The organism is Rhodococcus jostii NBRC 16295 (assembly GCF_001894825.1).
GTDB classification, from domain to species: Bacteria; Actinomycetota; Actinomycetes; order Mycobacteriales; family Mycobacteriaceae; genus Rhodococcus_F; species Rhodococcus_F jostii.
Genome location: NZ_BCWY01000016.1, coordinates 1 through 21,501, shown reverse-complemented (window position 1 = coordinate 21,501; position 21,501 = coordinate 1). Strand labels below are relative to the sequence as shown.

The following is a 21,501-nucleotide window of genomic DNA, read 5'->3' as shown; positions in this document are numbered from 1 at the left end:
CAGCAAACAGCGGACGGGATCGGTGTCGTCTACCCGTGGCCCAATCGGGTCATAGCTTTTCCTCGTTGGAGCGACGATCGGTTGGCTCACAGGGCTCCTCGTAGCCCACCGAGGGTGGCGGTTCGCAGCACCTGAGAATGCCCGGTGTCAACGAGGGAAGAGGTGTTCCATCAGTTGCCCCAGGGAGCCCTCGTCCAAGCGGGGGAGGATGTCCATCCACACTCGCAATGGTGGCCGTCCGATCATGGGGACGTCGACGAATACGAGGGAGCGCTGCGGCGAGGTCCAGTCGCGCATGTCGAGTGTCGAGCACCCGGGGGTCGGTTCGAAGCCGCTTGTGCATACCACGCTCACCCCGGGCTCGACTGGAGTCAGAACGCGGGTTCCCGGGACATCGGGGTTCCAGAAGCCGGGGTCCTGCGGACCGAGCACGTCGTTGACGAACACGAGGGAGCCGCGAGGAATCGGCGGGGTGGCAGGGTCGGCGCCGGCGGAGGCTGAGCCGATCAGAACCGTTGCAGTGGCCAGAGCGAGAGCGGCACTGGTACGCCGTCCGGAGGGAATCGGCAGGGCCATGTCGGACTCCTTGGTCAGGGAACGTGCGAAAGACGTGTCCTCACGTTAGCCGTTGCCCGCATCGAGTTGCCGCTTCGCGTGGCTGACCGGTCGACAGTGCTCCTGCGGCGGAGGGGCCCGGACCATGCACTCTGGATCTGAAGAGTCGATGAGGTGATACGGGCTGGTATCGGATTCACGTCACAGCTATGAGGGCTGTTGCGGTGAGCGCGGTGACCGCCTCGCTCCTCGACGACTTCAATCTGACCGTGGGGTAATCGGCAGTGCTGCCGTGGCAGTTGAGCGCGGACTTTCACCTACCGTAACCGGTGGTCGGGCCTGACGGTCCCTCGATGAGCGCCGGCAGCTGGTGCTGGTCGTTCCTCAACCACGCGAGCCGGATTCGCCACGCAGGCGGGGGTTGAGCATGTGCCGTCCTCGCGATGGCCACTGGACGAAGTCGTATCCGGCGAGTTCGCCTTGCGTGGTGTCGGCGACCCAGACCGCGGCCTGCGGGTAGGGGGCATCCATCGATAGTCCGTGGCAGAGGTTGAATCCACCGACTCCTGGTCCGCGTCAGCCGATCGTGACGGTGTACTGGTCGTTGATTTCGAGTTCCCACACCAGTCGGTCGACCCGCACGTTGTGTCCGTATCGCAGGCACCGCAGATCGCGGGCAACGGCTCCGATCGCGAGCAGCCACGCGGCCGGTGGCTCAAAGCCGGGGGGCCTGGAAGTCCGGACTGTCGTCGGTCATGGCGAAGCGCCACGCCAGACTGTCCTGCTTCCATTCCGGGATCGGCGTGGAACCATCGTCGCAGTCGACGGACCCAGCGTGCGCCGGATGACATCAGGGCTGATGAATTCCCGTCTGCGGTGTCCGATACCGGCCTGCCCGAAGTTCCTCCCACACGCCGTCGAGTCGCCACAGGGTGTGATGGAGCAACACGAAAGGATACTGCCCGCGATGACCGTGCTCGCAGTGTTTCTGCTGCGGTGCTCGGTGAGCCCCGGAATCAGGTGGCCGGCATGTGTAGCTCGTCCCCGTGATTGCCAGCGGGGCAACATGGTTCAGTTGGCCGGGCTATCGGGTGGTTCGTCGGGTCGTGGTGCGGGCCTGGTCGGTGGCGGTGCGGCGCCGGCCGATCGCGGTGGTAAATGCTGATTCGGGGGTGTGCGGGTGGAGGACGGCTGCGGTGGTGAGGGCGTCGGCGATGGCGAGGGAGGCGCCTTGGCCTGCTGCGGGTGACATGCCGTGGGCGGCGTCACCGAGGATCATGGTTCGTTGATCGCCCCAGGTGGGGAGGTCGGGTACCTGTTCGGCGTTGCGGGCGTAGACGGTCGGGGTGTCCTCGATGAAGGGTCGGACGTCGAGGACGGGTGTGGGGAAGGCGGTGGTCAGCTCTCGATTCCGGTTGTGCGGAGGGTGTCGCCGACCCCGAGGGCGTCGAGGTCGGCGAGAGCTCGCCCAGACATTGTCAGGTAGGCACCGTTGTCGGCCGCGGAGTTGGGTTCCTGCCGTTCGTACAGGGTGACCCGGTGCCCGTGGCCGCGGGCGGCGATCGCGAGGGTCAGCCCGCAGATGCCGGCTCCGACGATGGTGACCTCAGACATGGGCTCTCCGTTCCTGGTGCGTATACGCGGGTTGCCGGGTCCATTGTCGCCGCGACGTGCGCGCTGGGGCGGACGCTGTAGTGGTGCGGGCGTGCCGTGCGGGCCCATCTGCGGCAGTGCGTAACCGAGTTCGGTGTCGATCCGCCGGTGGTGTCCGTTGGTGGCGGTGAGCTCGCTCGTCGGGGGGCGCGCCGAGCGCTCCTGGGATGGTCACGCGGGGGCGTGATCTGGGACCTGTCGCGATGGCATCGCCCTGTGCCAGGGGCGGGTAAGGCGGAGGCGGAAGGTTGAAATCTCACCGACGTGATCAGGGAAGCGCTGCAGGACTATCTCGCCCATTCTCCAAGATACGGAACCGCAGTGAACGTGGACGAACCCACCGGACGCGTCGGCAACCGCGCGTACTGGATTCTGCGCGATGGGACAGCGACGTGTCGGTCTACACGCGTCAATTGCGAGAGCAGCCAGGAACGAGCACCGTCCCTCCGTATGTCGGCATCTACGCTCAGGAGGGGGCCCTCGGTCAACTCACACCAGCGTTCGCACGCCGGTTGGCTGAGGTTCTGAATGCTGCGGCCGACGCCGCCGAGACGAGTGAAATGCTGGACGCGTACCGGATCTCCCCACCGGTGCTGTGGATCCGATGCCGAGGGTACACAGGACTTCTGATCACGGGGCATCGGAAGCCCTTGCACTCAAGGGAAACCACAGGAATCCGTGCACCCGGCTTCTGAATCCGATCGTTTCTGTCAGTTTCAGAAGACGAGCATCGACTGTGCGATACGCTATGCTGAGCAGCAGTCCCTTGACAGCCCGGGCTGCGGTGTTGACGCGGGCCGCTTCTCACGGCACTCCCGAGGCCACAGTCCCTGACGGCTAGCACATCAAATGCTCTTTTGCTTTCTCGGCGCCGGATCGCCTTCTTGCATAACCCAACCCGACCGATACATACCGTACGGTCCTTGACCAACCACACGACAGAATGGTGTGAAAGATTATGGACACCAACATAATTACTGCAGGCACGGAGCGGTCGATCATCGAGGACATGCTCGACCGGAACCGCGAGGCACTGATCGAGACCGCACGCGGCCTCTCTGATGGCGACGCCCGCCGACGACTCGTCGTATCGCTGACGACACCGATCTCGTTGATCAAGCATGCCGCTGCTGCTGAACGGATCTGGTTCCAACGGTTCTGGGCGGGACTCGACGAATCCGAATGCGATGGATACTCGCGCCGCGACGAGGGTACCTTCGCCGTCGCCGACGACGAGTCGCTGGCAGATGTCATCGCTGAGTTCGAGCGAGCAAGCCAACGATCACGTGAGATCGCGTCCCGCTTCGATCTCGATGACCACAAGGACAATCCCCGCGAGGGAAACGTCAGCATGCGATGGACACTGCTTCTGATGATCCAGGAGTTCGCCAGGCACGCAGGTCACGGCGACATCCTTCGCGAACAGATCGACAATCCTCTGCTGTGACAGCCGAACTCGTGACAATTCTCGTTACCTGACGCATTTCACTCGCAATGGGGTGTTCTACCGAACGGTCGCGTGCGAGGAGCTACCGTCGCCGCAACAGCAGCCACGACTGTTGGGGCACGCCACGTGCACCGGCGGCCGTGTACAGCACTGATGAACACAGATAGTCGGAAGATAACTGCATGCGAACCGAAATCGCAGGTTCCCGTGCAAGTCGTCTTCTGAAACTGACAGGTTCGCGGTGGAGCACCGTTCTCGCATGTGCCGACAAATGTTCAAGGTCAAAACGGACCCTGGTGACGGCAGAGAGGCACTCAGTCTGTTTCGCTTCCGCGGCTGCAGGAGGCGCCGTATCGGAAGGGCTGCATTCGGTCCGGGAACTGCGGCTGCTCGACGTCGGCAGGTTCGGGGCCGGCCGCTGGCCGACCCGGGTCGGTGGCACTTCCGCCCTCGATTCCGCCGCGCACGGAATCACCCGGCGGTGGGCCCGAGTCATTGCGGCGGCGTATCCCGGGCTCGATGGGCTGCTGTACCGGGGTCGGTCTTCCGGCGGGCCGTGTGCCGCGCTGTTCCCCCAGCCACTGATGCCTTCCCTGTCCGGCCGGCCACGTCGAACCCGCTCGCGCATCCCGCTCGCGCATCCCGGTCTGCAACGCCGTCTCGCCGCGGCCGCGCAGACGCTCGGATACACCCTCGTCTGAGGTGCGCCGACCCGACCGGGGGACGCCGCCGGCGGCGGCCGCGGTCATTCGCGCGCTGTCAACCGTGAGGTGTGTCGCTTCGCCACGTCGAGGTCGGCGTCAGCGATTCCGAGCGTGTCCTGAGCGGCGCGGAGGGCGTCGACGGCGCTCTCTAACGTCTCCGGTGCCGTAGTCGGGTCGCCGAGTGCGTCCACGTCGAGCGCGTTCGCATCGAGGTCGGCGTAGGTGCGCTCCAGGTCGAGGAGGGTTCGACGTAGGGCGCGCAGCGCATCCCGGACCTTGGTTACCTGCTCGTCGAGGTCAGCGGGCGTGCTCACACGATCACGTCCCAGAGCACCGCGGCGGTGGTGAGGTGCAGCTGCACGTCGGCCTGAGCGCCCAGTTGCTCGCGCACGCCGGCTGTTGGCTGGTCGAGGTCGGTCATGCGATCACTCCATCTGTTGTGAATGACTCAAGCATGTCGTGCAGGCGGCCCGCTGGATTGCATTTCGGCAAGAAGCGCGGTCGTGGTAACAGACCCGTGTCGGGGGCTGTGGAGCGTACCCGTCGCGGGGGTGTGGGGGGTGCCGTGCACAGGAGCGGGTGAACCGGGATCCTAGTTTGTTCACCAGTTCACGGAGTGCACTTCGGGGTCGTTCCTCCAGTCCCATTGCCCGTGCATCACGTTGTGCCCGAGCTCCCTGTTCTCGATGATCTTCGACAACGAGAGCATCCCGGTGCCCAGCACCCACAGCGAGCGCCTGCGGGAGCCGAAGAGCACCGCGCGGCCGCCGAGTTCTCAGCTGGTCGGGACTGGCGGCGGGAGCGGCGCCGAGGAAGGCTCCTGCGGCGGCGGCTGCTGGGTGGGCGGTTGCGTGGTCGGGTTGTCCGACGGCATAGGTGGGGGTGGTTGTGTGGTCGGGTTGTCCGACGGCATAGGTGGGGGTGGTTGTGTGGTCGGGTTGTCCGACGGCACAGGCAGGGGCGGCTGCGGAGGCGGGACCATCGTGATGGTGGGTTCAGGGCTGGTGGACGGCAACGTCTCGGGCGGAAGCGTGAGCGTCGTCGTGGGTAGCGGCGGCAGTGAAGTGGGCGGCTGTCCCGGAAGCTGCAGATCCGTGGGCAGGGTTCCCGGCAGTTGTTCGACTCCCGGCGCCGTCGTGGAACCGGGTGTCCCCGGCACGGTGGGAGGTAGTTCGGTGGTCTGCGTCGGCGCGTCGGTGGTGGCGGTACCGGGCGTCGTCGCCGGCGGCGTGGTGGGAGCGATCTTCGCGAGTTCGGCGGCCAGCTTCGCACGCCACACGTCGAGTTCGTTGCGCGTGTCGGCGTCGCGTACCCCGCCGGCACGGTCGGCGGCGCCCTCGAGCACGTTCTTCGCCGCCTCCGCGTCGCCCGCGGAAATCAGACGCTCGGCTTCCTGCAGCTGAGACGTGGTGTCGATCTGCGCAACGGTCGAATCGGCCTGCTGGCTGAACACGACCGACTTGACGCTCCACAGCGGATCGCCCGGTTCGGCGTTGTACGAGAAGATGGTGGCGCCGCCCATGACGACCGCGATCGCGGCAGCAGCGCCCGCGATGGGTCGCAGCAGGCGGAGCTTGCTGCGGGCGGCACTGCGCGCCGAGCGGGCGTCCGAGGCGTCGATCGCCGCGATCACGTCGTCGAGCAGCGGCCCGGTCGGCATCGGCGTCGCCACGATGTCGGCGCGCCAATTGGTCAGCAGAAGCGCGAGCTCGTCCTGCTCCGGCGAATCCGTTGCGACGGGACCGCCACCGGCGATCGCGTCGATCAGCGCATCGTCGCGGCGAACTGCCGCGACGTCCACCGGTGCGTCGTCTCCTGGGAGATCGGCATCGGGATTGCCGTTGCGCTTGATGCCCCTAGCCAAACCTCTCACCTGCCCTCGTCACCCGCGATGGCTCGTGTTGAGCCACGCGGACAGCTCCCGCGGTACTACCCCACGGCCGGGGGCCGTCTCCTCGGCTGACATACCGACCACCACGCGGAGGATCAAGATCTCCCGGTGCCTTTCCGGCAGCGTGCTCAGCAGTTCGTTCATCTGCCTGCTCGCCTCTCGAGTCCAGCGCCCGCTGTTCGGGTCCGTCATCGTTGGCTACGACATCTAGTACGTCGGTGACGGGCTCCGACTTGTTACCGCATGTCAGAGAAGAGCGACAAGAAATCGGAGCCCTCCGTGGTGGTTGGGGGTTCCCGGTCTCGGTCCGCACGCAGTCGGTTGCCGCACGACCACACCCGCCCTATGTGGGCCGACCCCGGCGCACTCGGGCGGTCCTGAGGCCCTGGGCCGGGGTCGACGTTTTGCGAGGCCGATCCTCTTAGTTGGATTATCCCACCAGCGGCCCGTACTCGGCGAGGCTCAGCAGTTGCCGCACGTCATGCGCTTCCGCAAGCGCGGTCGCGTCGTCCAGCGTCGCCAGTCGTCGATACTGGCCTTGCGGGCCTCCGCGATCCGATCCTATAGGTGGTGCCTCGATCAGTACGGAGGAAATCAAGGCCCGGATCAAGGCCATTTCCTCGACGAACCCGGTCGCGACGACCGTCGCGTCCCGCCCCGCCTCCTGGACGGAGAGCGGGAATGAAGTTGACCCCGTTGCTGATGGTGCTCGCGGTGGCGATCGGTGCCGTCGCCGCAGTGCTGTCGGCCGGGCGTCGCGACGCCACCGTGTAAATGCCTCGTCGACACGAGCGGGCCCACCAGTCTCACCTGCCGCTGAGCTGGGTGGCCGGCGCCCCGCGTCGCCCGAGATGAGTGCGGAAAAACAATTGGCGGCAGAACGGGGGGTCGGTAAATTCGGTGGCTGCCCCGCCCCTGTTCCATCGTTGGCAGAGATGTCCCCAGTTCCCACCATCCGAAAGGTCCACCGTGACCGAACCCGCCGGCCTCGTGAACGACGAGGCAAGAGCCGACGACCGGATCGAACGCCGACACCTCCAGGTGATCGGTGTCCTGTTGGTGGCCAGCTTTGTGGTGATCCTCAACGAGACGGTGATGAGCATCGCTATCCCCGTCCTCCAGGTCGAATTGGGTGTGCATCCCAGCGTGGGGCAGTGGCTGACGACCGCATTCATGCTCACGATGGCGGTGGTCATCCCGCTCACCGGCTTTCTCATCCAGCGCATCCCCACGCGCACCCTGTTCGTGCTTGCCATGTCGCTGTTCACGGCGGGAACGTTGATCGCGTTCGCCGCACCGGGCTTCGGTGTGCTGCTGTTCGCCCGCGTCGTGCAGGCATCCGGGACGGCCCTGATGCTGCCGCTGCTGATGACGACGATCATGACGCTGGTGCCGCCCGCCCGTCGTGGCGCGATGATGGGCAACATCTCCATTGTGATCGCGGTTGCGCCTGCTCTCGGCCCCACTCTGTCCGGCTTCATCCTCGACCACTTCGGGTGGCGTTGGATATTCGGGTTTGTTGCCCCCATCGCGTTGGTCACCTTGGTCCTCGGCGCACGATTCGTGGTTTCGGTGTCCGAGACGACGAAGGCCGGCATCGACCTTCTGTCGATCCCCCTGGCGGTACTCGGATTCGGTGGCCTGGTGTACGGCCTGGTGAGCATCGGCGAGTCGGCCCAGGGATCCCCGACGATCCCGGTGGGGGTGCCGTTCCTCATCGGTGCGGCCGCGATGTCCGGGTTCCTCGCCCGACAGTTCCGGCTGCAACGCGAGGACCGCGCCCTGCTGGACCTGCGCGTGTTCGGATACCGCCAGTTCAGCATCTCTGTCGTCGCGATGCTGGTCGGCATGGCAACGATGATGGGTACCTTCATCATCGTTCCCTACTTCGCGCAGTCGGTGATTCACCTCGATCCGTTCGAAACCGGTCTCATCACACTGCCCGGCGGCATTCTGATGGGTCTGGCGGGACCGATCGTGGGCCGCGTCTACGACCGGTGCGGTCCTCTCGTGCTGGTCATCCCCGGTTCGATCCTCGTCAGCATCGGAGTGTGGATGCTGACGACGGTGAACACGTCCACCTCGTTGTGGTGGCTGCTGTTGTCGAACATGGCGCTGTGCCTCGGCCTGGCGGCGACTTTCACGCCGCTGATGACATCGGGATTGGGATCGGTGGCGGCTCACCTGTATGCGCACGGCTCCGCAGTGGTGGGCACGTTCCAGCAGGTGGCCGGCGCCGCCGGTACGGCGCTGTTCGTCACCGTAATGACGGTCGTCGCCTCACGATCCGGTCACCCTCACGATTCACCGGACGCCATCACCGAGGGGGTGCGCATGGTCTTTTTTGTCGCCGGGATCCTCTCATTCGTGCTGATCGCCGCATGCGCCTTCGTGCGCAAACCGGCGAACCCGGAAGACCACGCACACCCTGCATCCGTGGATGCGCCCGCTCAAACGACCTGAACGGTTGGCGCGTGCCGAAGGGCGGCGCGCGAGCCGGAGTTCGAGCCGCCTGGATTCGGTGCGCTTGCCGGCTGAGCGGTGCAGGGCTGGAGTCGGTAGACGAGTTGTTCGGCGTCGAGTTGGCCGATGGTGTAGCTCAGAATGTAAGCCTGGGTAGCGTCCATCCGGGGGCCGCCGCGACTGGAACGAGTAACGCGCAACCATCGTCGTCGGAGATGCTGCATTCCAGTTCGTCGCTGAGGACGGCGACGTCGGGACCTATCGGTTGATGCGTTAATAATTCTCCTCCGTTGTCGTAGTCGACACGGATCAGTGACCTGGCGCTCGCGGCCAGCTCGGCTTCGGTCGGCACGTATCCGCGGGGAACTTCGGGCCCAGTTCGAACGGTGGCCCAGTCGTCGAGAGCGGCACGGAATGCGGCGCCTGCCTCGGCGGGGGTGGCCTCGAGCAACAGGGTCCGCCCCCGGCGGGCACGGCCGCGGTGGACCCGCACTGCGACCCGGTGCCGACCTCGATCCCGGTGCACTGCCGGGGCGGTGAGCACGGGCGACTCCGGGTCTGATGCGGCGGTATCGGCCGATTGGGGCGCCCGCGCGGTGGCGAACGCGAGCAGCGCGTATCTCTTGCGGAGCAGTTCGGCACCGAGGGCGGCGATCGCTCCGAATTCCAGGCTCAGGTCCCTGTGCCGATGACCAGGATCTGGGAGTCGAGCATGATTGCGATTTGTGGCGAGCGCGGTGGCCGGCGTCGACTCGCTCAGGAGCGGCAGCGAACGTCGGTCCGTGTCGTGATCGGCCACGGTTTCCCAGAACAACTGCGTGTTACTTGAATTCTCACGAAAACCGCTGAGAGATTCAAGATCAATTCAGCGGATGCCGCAACCTGATCGTCGAGTCGATGGCGGGGTACGCTGCCATGGCTGCCGTAACCGACTCGAATGCCGGGCGGAACACAGTTGAGACAGAGCGCAAGGTGAGTTTTTGCACCCTGGATAATCACATTAGCTCTCTAATCGATTCGAGATTCGATTGGAACAGGATATAGGAGTAAGAAAGGATGACGACATCCGGAAGCGATGCGATATTCGAGACTCTCTTGGAATCGGCCAAGCGTCTCTCATTCGATCCCCGTGACCCGCTAGTTTGCGAACCCGATTCAGATGGCGCCGAATTTCACGGGATGACACCTGAGTGGTCGCCTCTGTTCGGCACCGCTACGTGGGACTCCATGACCGAGCCGGAACGCGTCCGCCTCACCAGAAGCGACGTCGCGCAGTTCCTGGGCGTCGGAATCTGGCTGGAGGTGGGATTGCAGGTGGCATTGCTGCGGGCGAGCCACAGTGCGGACCCCGCCCGCTCGGACGTCAAGTTTCTGTTCAACGAATGCGCCGACGAGAACCTGCACTCGTTGATGTTCGTCAACGTCATCGACAGCATCGGATCGCACTTCTATCGACGCGACCGCTCACTGGACTTTTTCGGATGGCTGTTCAGGACCATCGCGTGGGACGAGGTGGCGTACGGAATCGTACTGGCCGGAGAAGAGATCTTCGACGTCATGCAACGCGACTGGATGGCGAGCGAAGACGTCGCCGCGCCCATCCGCCGGGCTTGCTATATCCATGTTATTGAGGAAGCCCGGCACATGGCGTATGCGCGTCAGAAAATCCGGACTCGGTTGATCAAGATCTCGCGCGTCCGACGGTTTATCAGCACCCTGGTCATCGCGATGGGAACGCATCTCATCGCAAAGAGCCTGATCAATCGTCGAATGTACGAGGACCTCGGCCTGGATTGGAAGGTCGTGGGGCCGGAAATCGACGCAAACGAACACCACCGGATAATGTTCCGCAGGGCCGCAGAACCTTTTATCGAATTCCTGAGCAGGGAAGGGCTGCTGAATTTCGGCGCGCGATGGATCTACCGAAAATCGAATCTTCTCTGAGCAAGCAGGAGTCGTTGTGACCCATGTTGTCCTGGGGCATTGTTGTAAGGATGCCTCGTGCGTGCGGGTGTGCCCGCAGAACTGCATTCATCCTGCCCCCGGCGAAGCGGGTTTCGAGTCGGCCGAGACGTTGTTCATCGACCCGCGCTCGTGTATCGATTGCACCGCCTGCGTCGAGGCCTGCCCGGCGTCTGCCATCAAACCCGAGTGGGCGTTGACCCTCACCGAACGGCCCTACGCGGCCCGCAACGCAGAGTTCTTCGAGCAGGCTCCCGCCAAGTCCCGGCCCCGGTCGCGACGGATCCGCTTCGAGCAACCGCTGGGCAGGCCGAGCGACAGGCTGAGGATCGCCGTCGTTGGATCCGGGCCGGCGGCGATGTACACCGTTCGCGAACTCCTCCGGCGATCGACCTCGGTGCGCATCACCGTCTTCGAACAGCACGGCGAGATCGGGGGCCTACTGCGCCGGGGAGTCTCCCGGGACCACGTCGGCGTTCGCGACATGATCCGGCTCTTCGACGTGCCCTTCGGCGACGATCGCGTCACGATCATCCACAACACAGAAGTCGGTGTGGATGTCTCGGTCGACCACCTCCGGACCAGATTCGACGCCGTAGTGCTCGCATGTGGCGCTTCACAACCGCGCAGACTCGGACCCACGACTGCGGATCGCGGCGAGGGTGTCTATGAGGCCATCGACATTCTGGTGGCCGAGAACAGTGGGGTGTCCGGCTTTCGCCCGCGCGGGCCGCTGGGACCGAGATCCCTCGTGATCGGGGCGGGAAACGTCGCCTTCGATGTCATCCGATGGATGGCCAAGACACGCGACCGAGGTGCCGCGGCCGAAGCGGTGACGGAGGTGGTGGTGCTGTCGCGATCGGCCCCGGATCGCGCCTCCTTCACGCCGTCGGCGTTCTACGAACTTCTGGACCTCGAGAACACCGAGGTGCTGATCGACCGCTCCGGCCGCCCGCCGGGCGCCGGTGCAGACGCCCCGCTACTACGTGACATTTCCGCCCTGCCCGCTGCCGATATCTGGGCGGCAGACGGCCCGACCGCCGCCGCGGGCCTGCTGCGCGTGGTGTTGTCCTTCGGGCAGGAGGTGACCGATCTCGGGAAGACAGAAGCCGGCGGCGTCGCCGTCACCACGACGACCGGTCGGACCTTCCTCGCGGACTCCGCGATATGCGCGACTGGATTCACGACGAAGCAGATCGACGGCATCCCCGTCGACGAGCGGGGGGTCGTGCCCAACCGCCGAGGACGAGTGATCTCCATCGAGACGGGCGAACCGCTCGACGGACTGTATGTCGTCGGCTGGGCGAAACGAGGCGCCTCCGGCGGCGTCGGCGACAACCGCAGCTGCGCCTCGGGGACCGTGACACAGCTCGCCGCAGACCTGCACTCGCGGGCGTGACGCCCGGGTCGGCCGACCGACTACGACGCACCCAGAGTTAGCAACACCGACGACGAGCCATCCGAGGACTCGCTCGACCAGCTCGAGGCCAGAAAAAACGAATCACAATCGGCCGTGGTCGACGTCGAGGAGACGGACACCGCGGAGTCCTTCGCGCTGCCCGGGGCCGACCTGTCCGGCGAGGAATTCACGGTGCGGGTGACACCCGAGAAGGCAGACGAATTCACCTGCACCAGTTGTTTTCTCGTCCATCACCGCAGCCGCCTCGCCGACACGGCCGGTGGGCAGATGATCTGCCTGGACTGCGCCGGCTGAGCACATCCCGGCACAGGCTGGGATCCGAAAACCGGACCGTGTATGACTGCATATCTATGCGCGGCCGGGCCAGGTCATCGTGCGCCTGCCCGCATGGATGCCGGATGGGATTCATGTAGGCCTGGCTGAGGATCGCGATTCCGGACAGATGGTGTGTTGTGAGATTCCCGCAAGAGCTGGAGTCGGCGGGTCGAGCCGGTTCCGCCGGTCGTCCGCTTCTCCTATCCTTAGTGGGTATCCATGTCCCGGTACGCGGTAGGCGGGCGGGTGTCTGTGCGCGCAGACGGGTTTGGTGTACACCGAGAGCCTGTGCGTCCTCTGTCATCGCTGCGACCCCGTGGGCGCGGGTTGCGGTACTTGTAACAGGAGGTATGAGCGGGTCTCGTCGTATCGATACGAAGGAGGCTGAGATGAGTCAGCCAACTATGGATCCGACCTTCTACCGCAGCGCAGCCGAGGCGGCCGCCGCCGCACCGGAGCAACTGGCCTACGTGGTTGCGTTCGATCGCGCAGCGGAGAAGCCCGATGCGCTGAGCGTGATCGACGTGGATCCCGGCTCGGGCACATACGGCCGGGTGGTGGGCTGGACCGAGGTACCCCATCGGGGCAACGAGTTGCACCACTTCGGCTGGAACGCTTGTAGCAGCGCGCTGAAACACGAGGGTCACCACATGGAGGGGTTGACTCGCCGGTACCTGATCGTGCCGGGTCTGCGCTCGTCCCACCTGTACGTGTTCGATACTCAGCCCGATCCACGTCAGCCCACGCTGGCCAAGATCGTGGACAGCGCCGAGCTCGCAGCCAAGGCCGGTTACTCCCGGCCACACACGTTGCACTGCGGGCCGGACGGCGTGTTCATGACCTGCCTCGGCGGCGCCAATGGATCGGACGGGCCGGGCGGGATCGCATTGCTCGATCACTCCACATTCGATGTGCTCCGGCAATGGGAGACCGACCGGGGGCCTCAATATCTCGCGTACGACGCCTGGTGGCATCTGAACCAGAACACACTGATCAGCAGCGAGTGGGGCACACCGTCGATGATCGAGGGCGGGCTGGTACCGGAGCTGTTGCTGGAGAACAAGTACGGCCACGCGATCCACTTCTGGGACCTCGCCACCGGCAAGCACCAGCAACGAGTGGATCTCGGCGCGCAGCACCAGATGCCGCTCGAGCTGCGCCCGTCACACGACCCGGAGGCCACGTGGGGATTCCTCGGCGTGGTGATCTCGACTGAGGATCTGTCGGCCTCGGTGTGGCGTTGGCACCGCGACAGGGACAGCTGGGCGGTGGACAAGGTGATCACTATCCCGGCCGAGCCGGCCGATCCCGACCTGTTGCCGCCTGCGCTGAAACCGTTCGGTGCGGTGCCACCGCTGGTCAGCGATATCGACCTGTCGGTCGACGACAGATTCCTCTACGTCTCCTGCTGGGGTATCGGGGAACTCAAACAGTTCGACGTGCACGACCCAGCCAGCCCCATAGAGACCGGGTCCATTCGGCTCGGAGGGATCGTCGGCCACAGCGCCCATCCGGCGGCACCGAACCAGCCGCTGTCCGGTGGCCCACAGATGGTCGAGATCAGCCGTGATGGTCGGCGGGTCTACGTCACCAACTCCCTTTACGGTGCCTGGGACGACCAGTTCTACCCGGACGGCGTTGGTGCCTGGATGGCTGAGATGCACGCCGATCCTCGCGGCGGAATGACCATCGACGAGACCTTCTTCCCTCATGACGAGGACTTTCGGGGTCTGCGGGTGCACCAGGTTCGCCTCCAAGGCGGCGATGCCTCCTCCGATTCATACTGCTATCGGTAGCAGTCGGCCTGGCGCGCCGCGTGCCGTGCCGCGAGCCCCGGGGCTCGGCATCGCGTACAGCGAGTTGATCGCTCAATTCCCTGTCCTCGCGGCGATGGTCGGAGGGGCGCCGTACGTGATCGCGCCCATCGCCGACGCCTGATGACGGGCAGCCGGATTCCCCGGCTGCCAACGATTCCGGGTAACACTTTGGTGACGTGTCCTGGTGGAGGATCCGCTCTACAGGACGGGCTCCACGCGAAATCGTGTCTGGGTCGAGCCGTGACGTTTTACGTAGTCGGGTCGGTATGGTGGCCCGATGACGAGAGCGGTTACCGCGATACCGGGGGACGGCCGGGGCGTAAGTTTCGGACGTTGCGAGTGCACGCGGTCAGTTCGGAGAGGGCCCGGTGTAGCTGCCCGGTCACGTCCCACACATCGGGGACGAGGTTTCGGCAGGCGATGATGCCGACGTCGAGGTGCCGGTCGTAGGACATGGCGGCGATGGTGATACCGCCGGCCACGTCGCTGACGGCGGAGACGGGAAAGTTCCCGGTCACCTCGATGCCCGCGGCATACAGCGGCCGAGCAGGGCCGGCGGCGTGGGAGATGATCAGGTTGACCGGTGGCGTGGGCATGGTCAGCGTTCGCAGCGGTGTGCGCGAGATCAGACCACGCAGCGCCCGCGGAAGCGCGGCGCCGAAGTCGCGGGCGAGGGTGGCGGGTGCGGCGCGGAAACGTTGGGGTGCCGCTGTGAGCGAGGTGTGCACCTTTTGGAGGCGGCGTGCCGGGTCGGCTTCGGTGATCGGAAGGGCGATGGGCAGGAGGGAGAGCCGATGGCCGGCGGCCGCGAACTGTGCGTCGGCGCGCAACGCGATCGGCATGGCCGCGGCCAGCGCCGTGTCGGGCAGGGCATCGTGGTCGATGAGCCAGCGACGCAGCACGGTGGTGCACAACGCCGTCACCACATCGTCGACGGTGAACCCCAACGCGGTCCTGACCGCCTCGACCTCGCCGAGCGGCAACGAGGTGAACGCGAAGCGTCGGAGCGCGGTGACGGGGCCGTTGAATGGGGTGTCGGGCGGTGTCGGTGCCCCGACCGTCGGCTCGTCAGCCGACCACCGCCGCGCGCCCGAGGTCAGTCTCCGGGCGAGTGTGCCCAGCAGGTCCGCGCCGGGGCCGTTGAGGGCGCGGGCGAGCTCGGGCAGGTGCGGCGCCAGCCGGAGCGAGGACCACATCAGTCGCGCGGGCAACAGTGCGAGATGCCAGGCACTGTTGCCGAGCATCCCCAGGGCGCCGGCCGCCTGGTACTGCTCGTCGCTGAGCCGGTGCGGCACCGTGCGGGGTCGCGGGCTGGTGTCCATCAGCACCGCGAGGGCCTGCGCCGCGGTCAGGCCGTCGATCACCGCGGGATGCACCTTGGTGTATATCGCCTGCCGGCCACCGGTGAGCCCGTTCACCAGATAGCACTCCCACAGGGGCCGGTCGCGGCTCAGTGGACGTGCCGCCAGACCGGAAATCTGCTCGGCGAGCTGTTCGTCGGTGCCGGGACCGGTCAGGGCGACCTCCCGGACGTGATAGCCGAGGTCGAGGAACTCTGAGTCGACCCAGTAGGGCCGGTCGAGCCCGAGGGGCACCTCCTGTAGCCGCCACCGCAGTGGCCCCACCAGGTGTAATCGGCCGTCTGCGAGCGTCCGGAGGTCCTGCACGGTGAGCCCGCCGCTCGGCGTGGTGGGGCAGAGGATACTCAGGACCCCGACATGGGTGGAGGTGGTGGATGTCTCGGCGTCGAGGAACTGCGCATCGAGTGAACTGAGCTGGTGCATAAGGTTTTACCTGGATTGGGTGAGCCGACTTGCTGGGCGAGCCCACGAGGCGTCACCACAACGCTACGCCGCGGCGCGTCCCCGTGGTGTCCCGTGCAATTCGTTTACCGAGTCCTCAGAGAGCTTGGATCGATCCATTTCGAGTTGGCGCACACCGAGTTTCGATGTGCGGCCGCTGGTACGGCCGCAACCGGGCAGTCGCGAGCGTTCGTGCGGACATTGCGGCGTCTACAGGTAACAGAGAACTCGGCGATCGTGCCGAGTATGGAAAAGTACCTACGCCGACCGTGGTCGACGTGTCCACTCCTTGGTCGAGTGCCACCAGTTGTCTGGCCCAGCCCCGCGGGGGAGGGTCAAAGAAGTGGGATCGACCCGTCGGCTCCCGGTGGTCGAGGACCATCGGCTGATCGGCCTGATCAGCGAAGCCGACGTGGCCTCTCACCTTCCCGACGAGTCGGTCGGACGGGTTGTCGAGGCAATCTGTGCGAGAGCCACGACATAGCCTCACGCAGGCGACAACCTGCGCGGCCCGCATCGGTGCGTAGCCCGATGCGGGCCGACACCAAGGGTTAATCCTGCTCGCATGCCCCCGATACCGTTGGGGCCTTCGAGCCGGGCCGCGCTGTCACCGAAGCTGTCCACGATCGGCTCGGGCGGCGGGAAGTACCGTCCTAGCTAACTCACCTCTCACCTGGACGTAACCTACCGTTGCGTAACCTACGCTAGCGTAAATTCATGGCGATTTCGGATGTCACAGACTACGCCCACCTGACCGGGGAGGATGTCGAGGCGTTGTGCGTCGAGTTCGACGCGATCCGGCGTGATATCGAAGCCTCGCGTGGCGAGCGTGATGCCCGGTACGTCCGAAACGCGATCCGGCTGCAGCGGTCCCTCGAAATCGGCGGTCGCGCAGTGTTGTTCGCGAGTGTGTTCCCGCCGGCTTGGCTTGCCGGCGCGGCGATGCTCGGTACTGCCAAGATCGTCGAGAACATGGAACTCGGCCACAATGTCATGCACGGTCAGTGGGATTGGATGAACGATCCGGAGATCCACTCGCTGTCGTGGGAGTGGGACATCGCCGGCGTGTCGGCGCACTGGAAGCAGACCCACAACCACATCCATCACAAGTACACCAACGTGCTCGGGATGGACGACGACGTGGGCTACGGCCTGCTGCGCGTCACCCGCGATCAGCGCTGGAACCCGTTGAGCGTCGGCAATCCCGTCTACAACCTGCTGTTGCAGCTGTTCTTCGAGTACGGCGTGGCGTTCCAGCACTTGGAGCTGGGCAAGGTGGCCAAGGGCGGTGTCGATCGTGTGGAGTTCGAGCGCAGATGTCGCGAGGTGCTCGAGAAGGTCGGCAAACAGATCGCCAAGGACTATGTCGTCTACCCGGCACTGACCGGACCGGCATTTCTGCCCACGTTCACCGCGAACCTGACGGCGAACATGATCCGCAATGTCTGGACCAACATGGTCATCTTCTGCGGGCATTTCCCCGACGGCGCGGAGAAGTTCACCGAAGCCGAGGTGGAGGACGAAACGCGGGGGCAGTGGTACCTGCGCCAGATGCTCGGCAGCGCGAACTTCGAGGCGGGGCCGGTCATGGAATTCATGAGCGGGAACCTCTGCTACCAGATCGAGCATCACCTGTTCCCCGATCTGCCGAGCAATCGGCTGCGCGAGATTTCCGTGCGCGTTCGTGCGCTGTGCGAAAGGTACGACCTGCCCTACACGACCGGATCGCTGCCCGCTCAGTACCTGAAGTCGTGGCGCACCATCGCCAAGCTGGCGCTGCCGAACAAGTTCCTCAGGGCGACCGCCGACGACGCACCCGAGACGGCGTCGGAATGCAGGTTCAACGACTCGGGGCCGCAGATCGACCCGGTCACGGGCACGCGCCGCGGCCTGTTGACAGCTATTCGCGCTCGTGCGGGAGTCTGATATCGCCAGGGGCGTGATTCGAACACAGGCGACCTCGCCGATTCGTTGGGGAACCTCGGGGTGTCGCGAATCTCGGGGCGCGCCAATGGGTGTTGGCTCGTGTGGTGAGGAAGGCCGGTCAGCAGTTGCTCGCATCCGGCTCGCTGAGGAAGTGAGCGCCGAGCTAGTCCAGCGCGGCCGGAACGTCGAGCACCGTGGTGGTCAGATGATCCATGAACCCTCAGCGATTTTCGATCCCGAAGACTTACCTGCGTTGTGGTTCTCGAACAAGCATTCGGGCCGAAGTGAAGGCTGGGTGGCCACCTGGCCGTGGCTGATCGGCAGTGTTCGTCTCGGTAGGCGGATGCGACGTGGTCGACCGTCGGCGAACCCTGCCCGCGGCGTTCGCGGAGAGCGTCGAGCACACTCGCATCCGGACACCGGTAGCCCACACGGCACGGATGAGGTCGACCGGGCGCTCGGGTCCTGCTCATGGGGCTCGGCAGCGCGGCGTCCGGTTCCCGAGGGCAGCCGGCAACAGGCCGGGCTATCGCTTGGTCGTGCCCGCCACCATCAGGATTCGGTGCGCTTCCTGAGCTGCCTTTGCCGCCCGGCTACGGGGAGGCTCCTCCGTCGGGAGTTCTTCGAGGCCGTGGGCCAGTGCCGAAACCGCGTCGGTCAGCGCCTGCACCCTGTCCTCCATGGCGTTCAGCCGAAGATGCTCGGCGGAGGTTCGCGGCGCGGCGGCCGGGGTGGGGGTTTCGCTCGCGAGTTCGCCGCGGAGCCCGGTCGGCATCTGTGCGAACACATGGTCGAGCTGCCCGGGCGAGAACAGCGTACCCAGCCCGGCGGAGATTGCACTGGCGGTGGCGGGGACGTCGGCTGGGCTGATGCCGCCTTCGTACGCGAACAGGGTGGTGAACCCGGTGGTGTCGTAACGGATGGGCACCTTGCTCGGTACCCAGCCCTCGAAATAGATTCCGCGCAGGAACTCGGGCAGCTGGGCGGCGAGATGCACTGCGCTGTCCACAGTGAGCCGGTCGCGAACCAGATGTAACCATGCCCGCAGCACCCGGTAGGTGTAGTTGCGATCTTCGGTCCCGAGCCGCTCGGCGACAACCTTCAGCCATTCATGTGCCGTGTGCTGGGCGTGCGCGAGAGGGTCGTTTTGGTGCGTCATGAGGTCCTCCTGCAGAGTCGTGCGTGTCTCCATGATCGCCCGCCCCGATGGCCGCCAACAGGGGCGAACGACCTCGAATGCGGGGCAGTTTCCGGCTTCGATCACATCGCGTGGACGGTGCAGCCGCGGGCTCCCGATTGCCGGTGTCCGCGGTTGTCCCTTGACCACGCCGAGCGGGACCAGCAGGGCGACCTCGAGGCACAGCCCAGCGCCGACGGCGGCATCCACCGCGGCGTCGACTCCCTGGTACTCCAGGGTGCGGTCGGTGCAGGTGTGCTCGGGGAGCCTTATCGCGATCACGTCGATCCCGGACCACCGCGATCCGGACCGGGGCCGTCTCGACCCGCTGAGCAGGCGCCCACGGTCGGGGGCGTACACCCCCGAGTGTGTTCGATCTGAAGTGGACGGCTCGTCTATGGCGACGAACTGGATTGTGCGGGTCGGGACACTTCACGGTCACGCTCCCGGTGAAGAAGAACGGCGCCATGTTGCCGAAGCACCTTCGTGAAGCCGCCCAGCTTGCCGACGCCGGCGGTCACGGAGTATCCGCGCGCGGCGTCCGAAGGGCGCCGAGATGTCGGATTGTCTTGTTCCTGAGCTGTCGGTTGTTCTTAGGTTCCCGCGCCGACTTCTGGTCTTCGATCTGCCGGATCAGCTCACGCTTCGCTGCGCCGAGAGCCTGATCCAGGTGCGGATCGGTGGCGGCTGCCACTAATGGCGGAAGGCCGGGGAGCGTCGTGCGTAACGTGACTCGCTGTTCCTTGCCGCCCCGGTCTTTCACCGAGACTTCCACGTCCACATCGCTGGGGTCCCAACGCCCCAGGTGCGCCGCGAGCGCCGACAACACCTCTAGCACGTGCGAGCGGTCCTGCTCTTTGAAGCCCGCGCCCATGTGGAGCGTGTGCTCGTCGAGGACGTCTCGTCGCTTGTTATCGGTTGTACTCACCGTGGCCTCATCTCTGGAGTCTCACCTCGACGGTAGACCTTTCTGCGGATCGTCGTTCGAGGTCGTGCGGAGTGCGATGTGCGATGTGCGACGTGCGACCGAGCAACCGCAAATCGGTGTGGAGTAGACGTCCTTGATCGCGCAGAGATACAGGTTGCACTCACCCGTGTGTGCTCAATGATGTCGGTGAGCCACATGCCGCAAGAGCGACGACGCCGACGCGGTCTCGGTCGGGGCGCCGCGCTGACCGGCCACGGGCTGAGCATCGCCCGGATCGATGCCGTGGTCACCGCGCTGCGGGCGATCGTCGAGCAACGCGACGATCTGGTCAAGACCCGTACTTACCGTCAACCGGCTCCACGTCGTGCTCACCCACCCGGTTCCCGCCGGAGCTCCCCGGGGGTTGAGCGCTGACCAGGCGGCCGAGATGCTGCGTCGGGTCCGTCCTCGCGACGTCGTCGGCAACCCTGCGCGGTCTCGCTGTCGACCTGGTCGCCGAGATGCGGCAACTGGATCGGCGGATCGCCAAGGCCGGCAGCGACATCGAGGCAGCGGTCGCCGACTCCGGAAGCTCAATGACTTCAGCTGTGCGGGATCGGGATCGGGGCGCTGAACGCGGGCAAGATCCTCGCCCGGGTCGGTTCGTTCCACCGATTCCGTTCGGCGGTCGCGTTCGCCTCCTTCACTGGCACAACCCCGATCGAGGCGTCCTTCGGGAGCGCCAGGTCGCCGATCTGGTTGCCGAGGGCCTGACCAAATAGGCGATCACCGCCAAGGTCATGATTTCGCAGCGCACCGCGCAAGGGCATGTGGAACACATCCTGACCAAACGGGATTTACCTCGCGGACACAGATCGCCGCCTGGGTAGTGGAGCAAGGTGGAGACGGGTGACTAGGAGTGGAATCTCGCCCTCGAGGCTCCGGAACCGAGCCGGATAGTCGACATGACGCACGCCGACACGTTCGGCTGGAGACGCCGTTCTTCTCGGGTCCGCGTACCGACCTCCACGCCCTCGTTGCGCGACTACCTTGACGACCGCCGACTACCGCCAGAATGATTCGTGCAATATTAGTTATTGCACGAATCATTCTGGTAGTCTGGTCGCATGACCGCAGACATCCAGCAGGGGAAAGCCGGCGACGATCTACTCGCTCTCGACCGGCAGGTGTGTTTCGCGCTCGCGATCGCCAACCGGGCGGTGCTCGCCGTCTACCGTCCCTTGCTCGAGCCGATGGGGCTGACGCATCCGCAGTATCTGGTGATGCTCGCACTCTGGGGAAAGGCCCCGATGGCGGTCAAGGAGATCGGGACCGCACTGCAACTCGATTCCCCCACCCTCTCGCCGCTCCTCAAGCGCCTCGAGGCGTCCGGACTGATCACGCGCACCCGCAGCCGCGCCGACGAGCGGCAATTGGATGTCGAACTCACCGAAGCCGGTGT

Annotated in this window: 20 protein-coding genes and 5 pseudogenes; 13 read left to right on the top strand and 12 right to left on the bottom strand. The window is 65.5% G+C overall.

The features are described from left to right. Positions 1 to 147: 147 nt before the first annotated feature. From RJ1_RS12925 to RJ1_RS12910, 4 genes are all read right to left on the bottom strand, one after another. Positions 148 to 576 carry a hypothetical protein gene (locus RJ1_RS12925; protein WP_073360445.1) on the bottom strand — a complete coding sequence of 143 codons (429 nt, stop codon included), beginning with the start codon at positions 574 to 576 and terminating at the stop codon, positions 148 to 150. 363 nt (positions 577 to 939) lie between these two features. Then, positions 940 to 1,086 carry a hypothetical protein gene (locus RJ1_RS47670; RefSeq protein ID WP_240319682.1) on the bottom strand — a complete coding sequence of 49 codons (147 nt, stop codon included), beginning with the start codon at positions 1,084 to 1,086 and terminating at the stop codon, positions 940 to 942. A gap of 553 nt (positions 1,087 to 1,639) precedes the next feature. Beyond that, a complete protein-coding gene (locus RJ1_RS12915; protein ID WP_275887701.1) occupies positions 1,640 to 1,912 on the bottom strand; it encodes an FAD-dependent oxidoreductase in 273 nt (90 codons plus the stop codon). A gap of 41 nt (positions 1,913 to 1,953) precedes the next feature. Continuing rightward, positions 1,954 to 2,169 carry an FAD-dependent oxidoreductase gene (locus tag RJ1_RS12910; RefSeq protein WP_073360441.1) on the bottom strand — a complete coding sequence of 72 codons (216 nt, stop codon included), beginning with the start codon at positions 2,167 to 2,169 and terminating at the stop codon, positions 1,954 to 1,956. 997 nt (positions 2,170 to 3,166) lie between these two features. On the opposite strand from RJ1_RS12910, the gene RJ1_RS12905 reads away from it, so the two are divergent. Together RJ1_RS12905 and RJ1_RS12900 are read left to right on the top strand one after the other, a co-directional pair. Further along, complete coding sequence (locus tag RJ1_RS12905) at positions 3,167 to 3,655, top strand: DinB family protein (RefSeq protein ID WP_073360439.1); 489 nt, start codon at positions 3,167 to 3,169, stop codon at positions 3,653 to 3,655. Between the two features lie 296 nt (positions 3,656 to 3,951). Further along, positions 3,952 to 4,356: a hypothetical protein gene (locus tag RJ1_RS12900; RefSeq protein WP_240319681.1), complete on the top strand. Its 405-nt coding sequence runs from the start codon at positions 3,952 to 3,954 to the stop codon at positions 4,354 to 4,356. Positions 4,357 to 4,400: 44 nt separating this feature from the next. On the opposite strand, the gene RJ1_RS12895 is transcribed toward RJ1_RS12900, so the two are convergent. From RJ1_RS12895 to RJ1_RS45850, 4 genes and pseudogenes are all read right to left on the bottom strand, one after another. Then, the gene (locus tag RJ1_RS12895; RefSeq protein WP_073360437.1) at positions 4,401 to 4,673 is read right to left on the bottom strand and encodes a hypothetical protein; all 273 of its coding nucleotides are present in this window, start codon (positions 4,671 to 4,673) and stop codon (positions 4,401 to 4,403) included. A 290-nt stretch (positions 4,674 to 4,963) separates the two neighbouring features. Then, positions 4,964 to 5,134, bottom strand: a pseudogene (locus tag RJ1_RS45855) (acyl-CoA desaturase); the annotation flags it as partial. Further along, entirely contained in the window at positions 5,135 to 6,232 is a 1,098-nt protein-coding gene (locus tag RJ1_RS12890; protein WP_073360435.1) for an anti-sigma-D factor RsdA, read from the bottom strand. It abuts the pseudogene before it with no gap. Continuing rightward, positions 6,216 to 6,488 (bottom strand): annotated as a pseudogene (locus RJ1_RS45850) (sigma factor-like helix-turn-helix DNA-binding protein); the annotation flags it as partial. The pseudogene RJ1_RS45850 and the gene RJ1_RS12890, both read right to left, overlap by 17 nt. A gap of 731 nt (positions 6,489 to 7,219) precedes the next feature. On the opposite strand from RJ1_RS45850, the gene RJ1_RS12870 reads away from it, so the two are divergent. Beyond that, a complete protein-coding gene (locus tag RJ1_RS12870; RefSeq protein ID WP_073360431.1) occupies positions 7,220 to 8,713 on the top strand; it encodes an MDR family MFS transporter in 1,494 nt (497 codons plus the stop codon). 136 nt (positions 8,714 to 8,849) lie between these two features. Here RJ1_RS12870 and RJ1_RS47665 read toward each other — a convergent pair whose 3' ends face one another. Further along, the gene (locus RJ1_RS47665) at positions 8,850 to 9,512 is read right to left on the bottom strand and encodes a hypothetical protein (RefSeq protein WP_240319680.1); all 663 of its coding nucleotides are present in this window, start codon (positions 9,510 to 9,512) and stop codon (positions 8,850 to 8,852) included. A gap of 257 nt (positions 9,513 to 9,769) precedes the next feature. Between RJ1_RS47665 and RJ1_RS12860 the strand changes: the two genes are divergently transcribed. The 4 genes and pseudogenes from RJ1_RS12860 to RJ1_RS12845 all read left to right on the top strand — a co-directional run bounded on the left by RJ1_RS12860 (position 9,770) and on the right by RJ1_RS12845 (position 14,206). After that, on the top strand, positions 9,770 to 10,657 hold the full coding sequence (locus tag RJ1_RS12860) for an AurF N-oxygenase family protein (RefSeq protein WP_073360429.1): 888 nt from the start codon (positions 9,770 to 9,772) through the stop codon (positions 10,655 to 10,657). A gap of 16 nt (positions 10,658 to 10,673) precedes the next feature. Beyond that, a complete protein-coding gene (locus tag RJ1_RS12855; RefSeq protein ID WP_073360427.1) occupies positions 10,674 to 12,074 on the top strand; it encodes an FAD-dependent oxidoreductase in 1,401 nt (466 codons plus the stop codon). Between the two features lie 15 nt (positions 12,075 to 12,089). Further along, positions 12,090 to 12,389, top strand: a pseudogene (locus tag RJ1_RS12850) (DUF4193 domain-containing protein); the annotation flags it as partial. Positions 12,390 to 12,799: 410 nt separating this feature from the next. Beyond that, positions 12,800 to 14,206, top strand: coding sequence for a selenium-binding protein SBP56-related protein (locus tag RJ1_RS12845; protein ID WP_073360425.1), 1,407 nt, complete (start codon positions 12,800 to 12,802; stop codon positions 14,204 to 14,206). A gap of 311 nt (positions 14,207 to 14,517) precedes the next feature. Here the strand turns inward: RJ1_RS12845 and RJ1_RS12840 are convergent, their stop codons facing one another. After that, on the bottom strand, positions 14,518 to 16,011 hold the full coding sequence (locus RJ1_RS12840) for a wax ester/triacylglycerol synthase family O-acyltransferase (RefSeq protein ID WP_073360423.1): 1,494 nt from the start codon (positions 16,009 to 16,011) through the stop codon (positions 14,518 to 14,520). Between the two features lie 735 nt (positions 16,012 to 16,746). On the opposite strand from RJ1_RS12840, the gene RJ1_RS12830 reads away from it, so the two are divergent. Next, a complete protein-coding gene (locus tag RJ1_RS12830) occupies positions 16,747 to 17,955 on the top strand; it encodes a fatty acid desaturase family protein (RefSeq protein ID WP_073360421.1) in 1,209 nt (402 codons plus the stop codon). Between the two features lie 526 nt (positions 17,956 to 18,481). On the opposite strand, the gene RJ1_RS12825 is transcribed toward RJ1_RS12830, so the two are convergent. Together RJ1_RS12825 and RJ1_RS12820 are read right to left on the bottom strand one after the other, a co-directional pair. Further along, positions 18,482 to 19,414, bottom strand: coding sequence for a DUF2267 domain-containing protein (locus tag RJ1_RS12825; protein WP_240319679.1), 933 nt, complete (start codon positions 19,412 to 19,414; stop codon positions 18,482 to 18,484). 235 nt (positions 19,415 to 19,649) lie between these two features. Beyond that, the gene (locus RJ1_RS12820; RefSeq protein ID WP_240319678.1) at positions 19,650 to 20,060 is read right to left on the bottom strand and encodes a hypothetical protein; all 411 of its coding nucleotides are present in this window, start codon (positions 20,058 to 20,060) and stop codon (positions 19,650 to 19,652) included. A gap of 195 nt (positions 20,061 to 20,255) precedes the next feature. Between RJ1_RS12820 and RJ1_RS47660 the strand changes: the two genes are divergently transcribed. The 5 genes and pseudogenes from RJ1_RS47660 to RJ1_RS12810 form a co-directional block, all read left to right on the top strand. Further along, entirely contained in the window at positions 20,256 to 20,474 is a 219-nt protein-coding gene (locus RJ1_RS47660; protein WP_240319677.1) for a hypothetical protein, read from the top strand. 171 nt (positions 20,475 to 20,645) lie between these two features. After that, the gene (locus RJ1_RS48810; RefSeq protein WP_083400701.1) at positions 20,646 to 20,813 is read left to right on the top strand and encodes a transposase; all 168 of its coding nucleotides are present in this window, start codon (positions 20,646 to 20,648) and stop codon (positions 20,811 to 20,813) included. After that, positions 20,774 to 20,952 (top strand): annotated as a pseudogene (locus RJ1_RS47655) (response regulator transcription factor); the annotation flags it as partial. The gene RJ1_RS48810 and the pseudogene RJ1_RS47655, both read left to right, overlap by 40 nt. Positions 20,953 to 20,956: 4 nt before the next feature. Continuing rightward, positions 20,957 to 21,093, top strand: a pseudogene (locus RJ1_RS49270) (hydrogen peroxide-dependent heme synthase); the annotation flags it as partial. 73 nt (positions 21,094 to 21,166) lie between these two features. Next, on the top strand, positions 21,167 to 21,501 hold a 335-nt coding region (locus RJ1_RS12810), incomplete at its 3' end, for a MarR family winged helix-turn-helix transcriptional regulator (protein WP_073360419.1).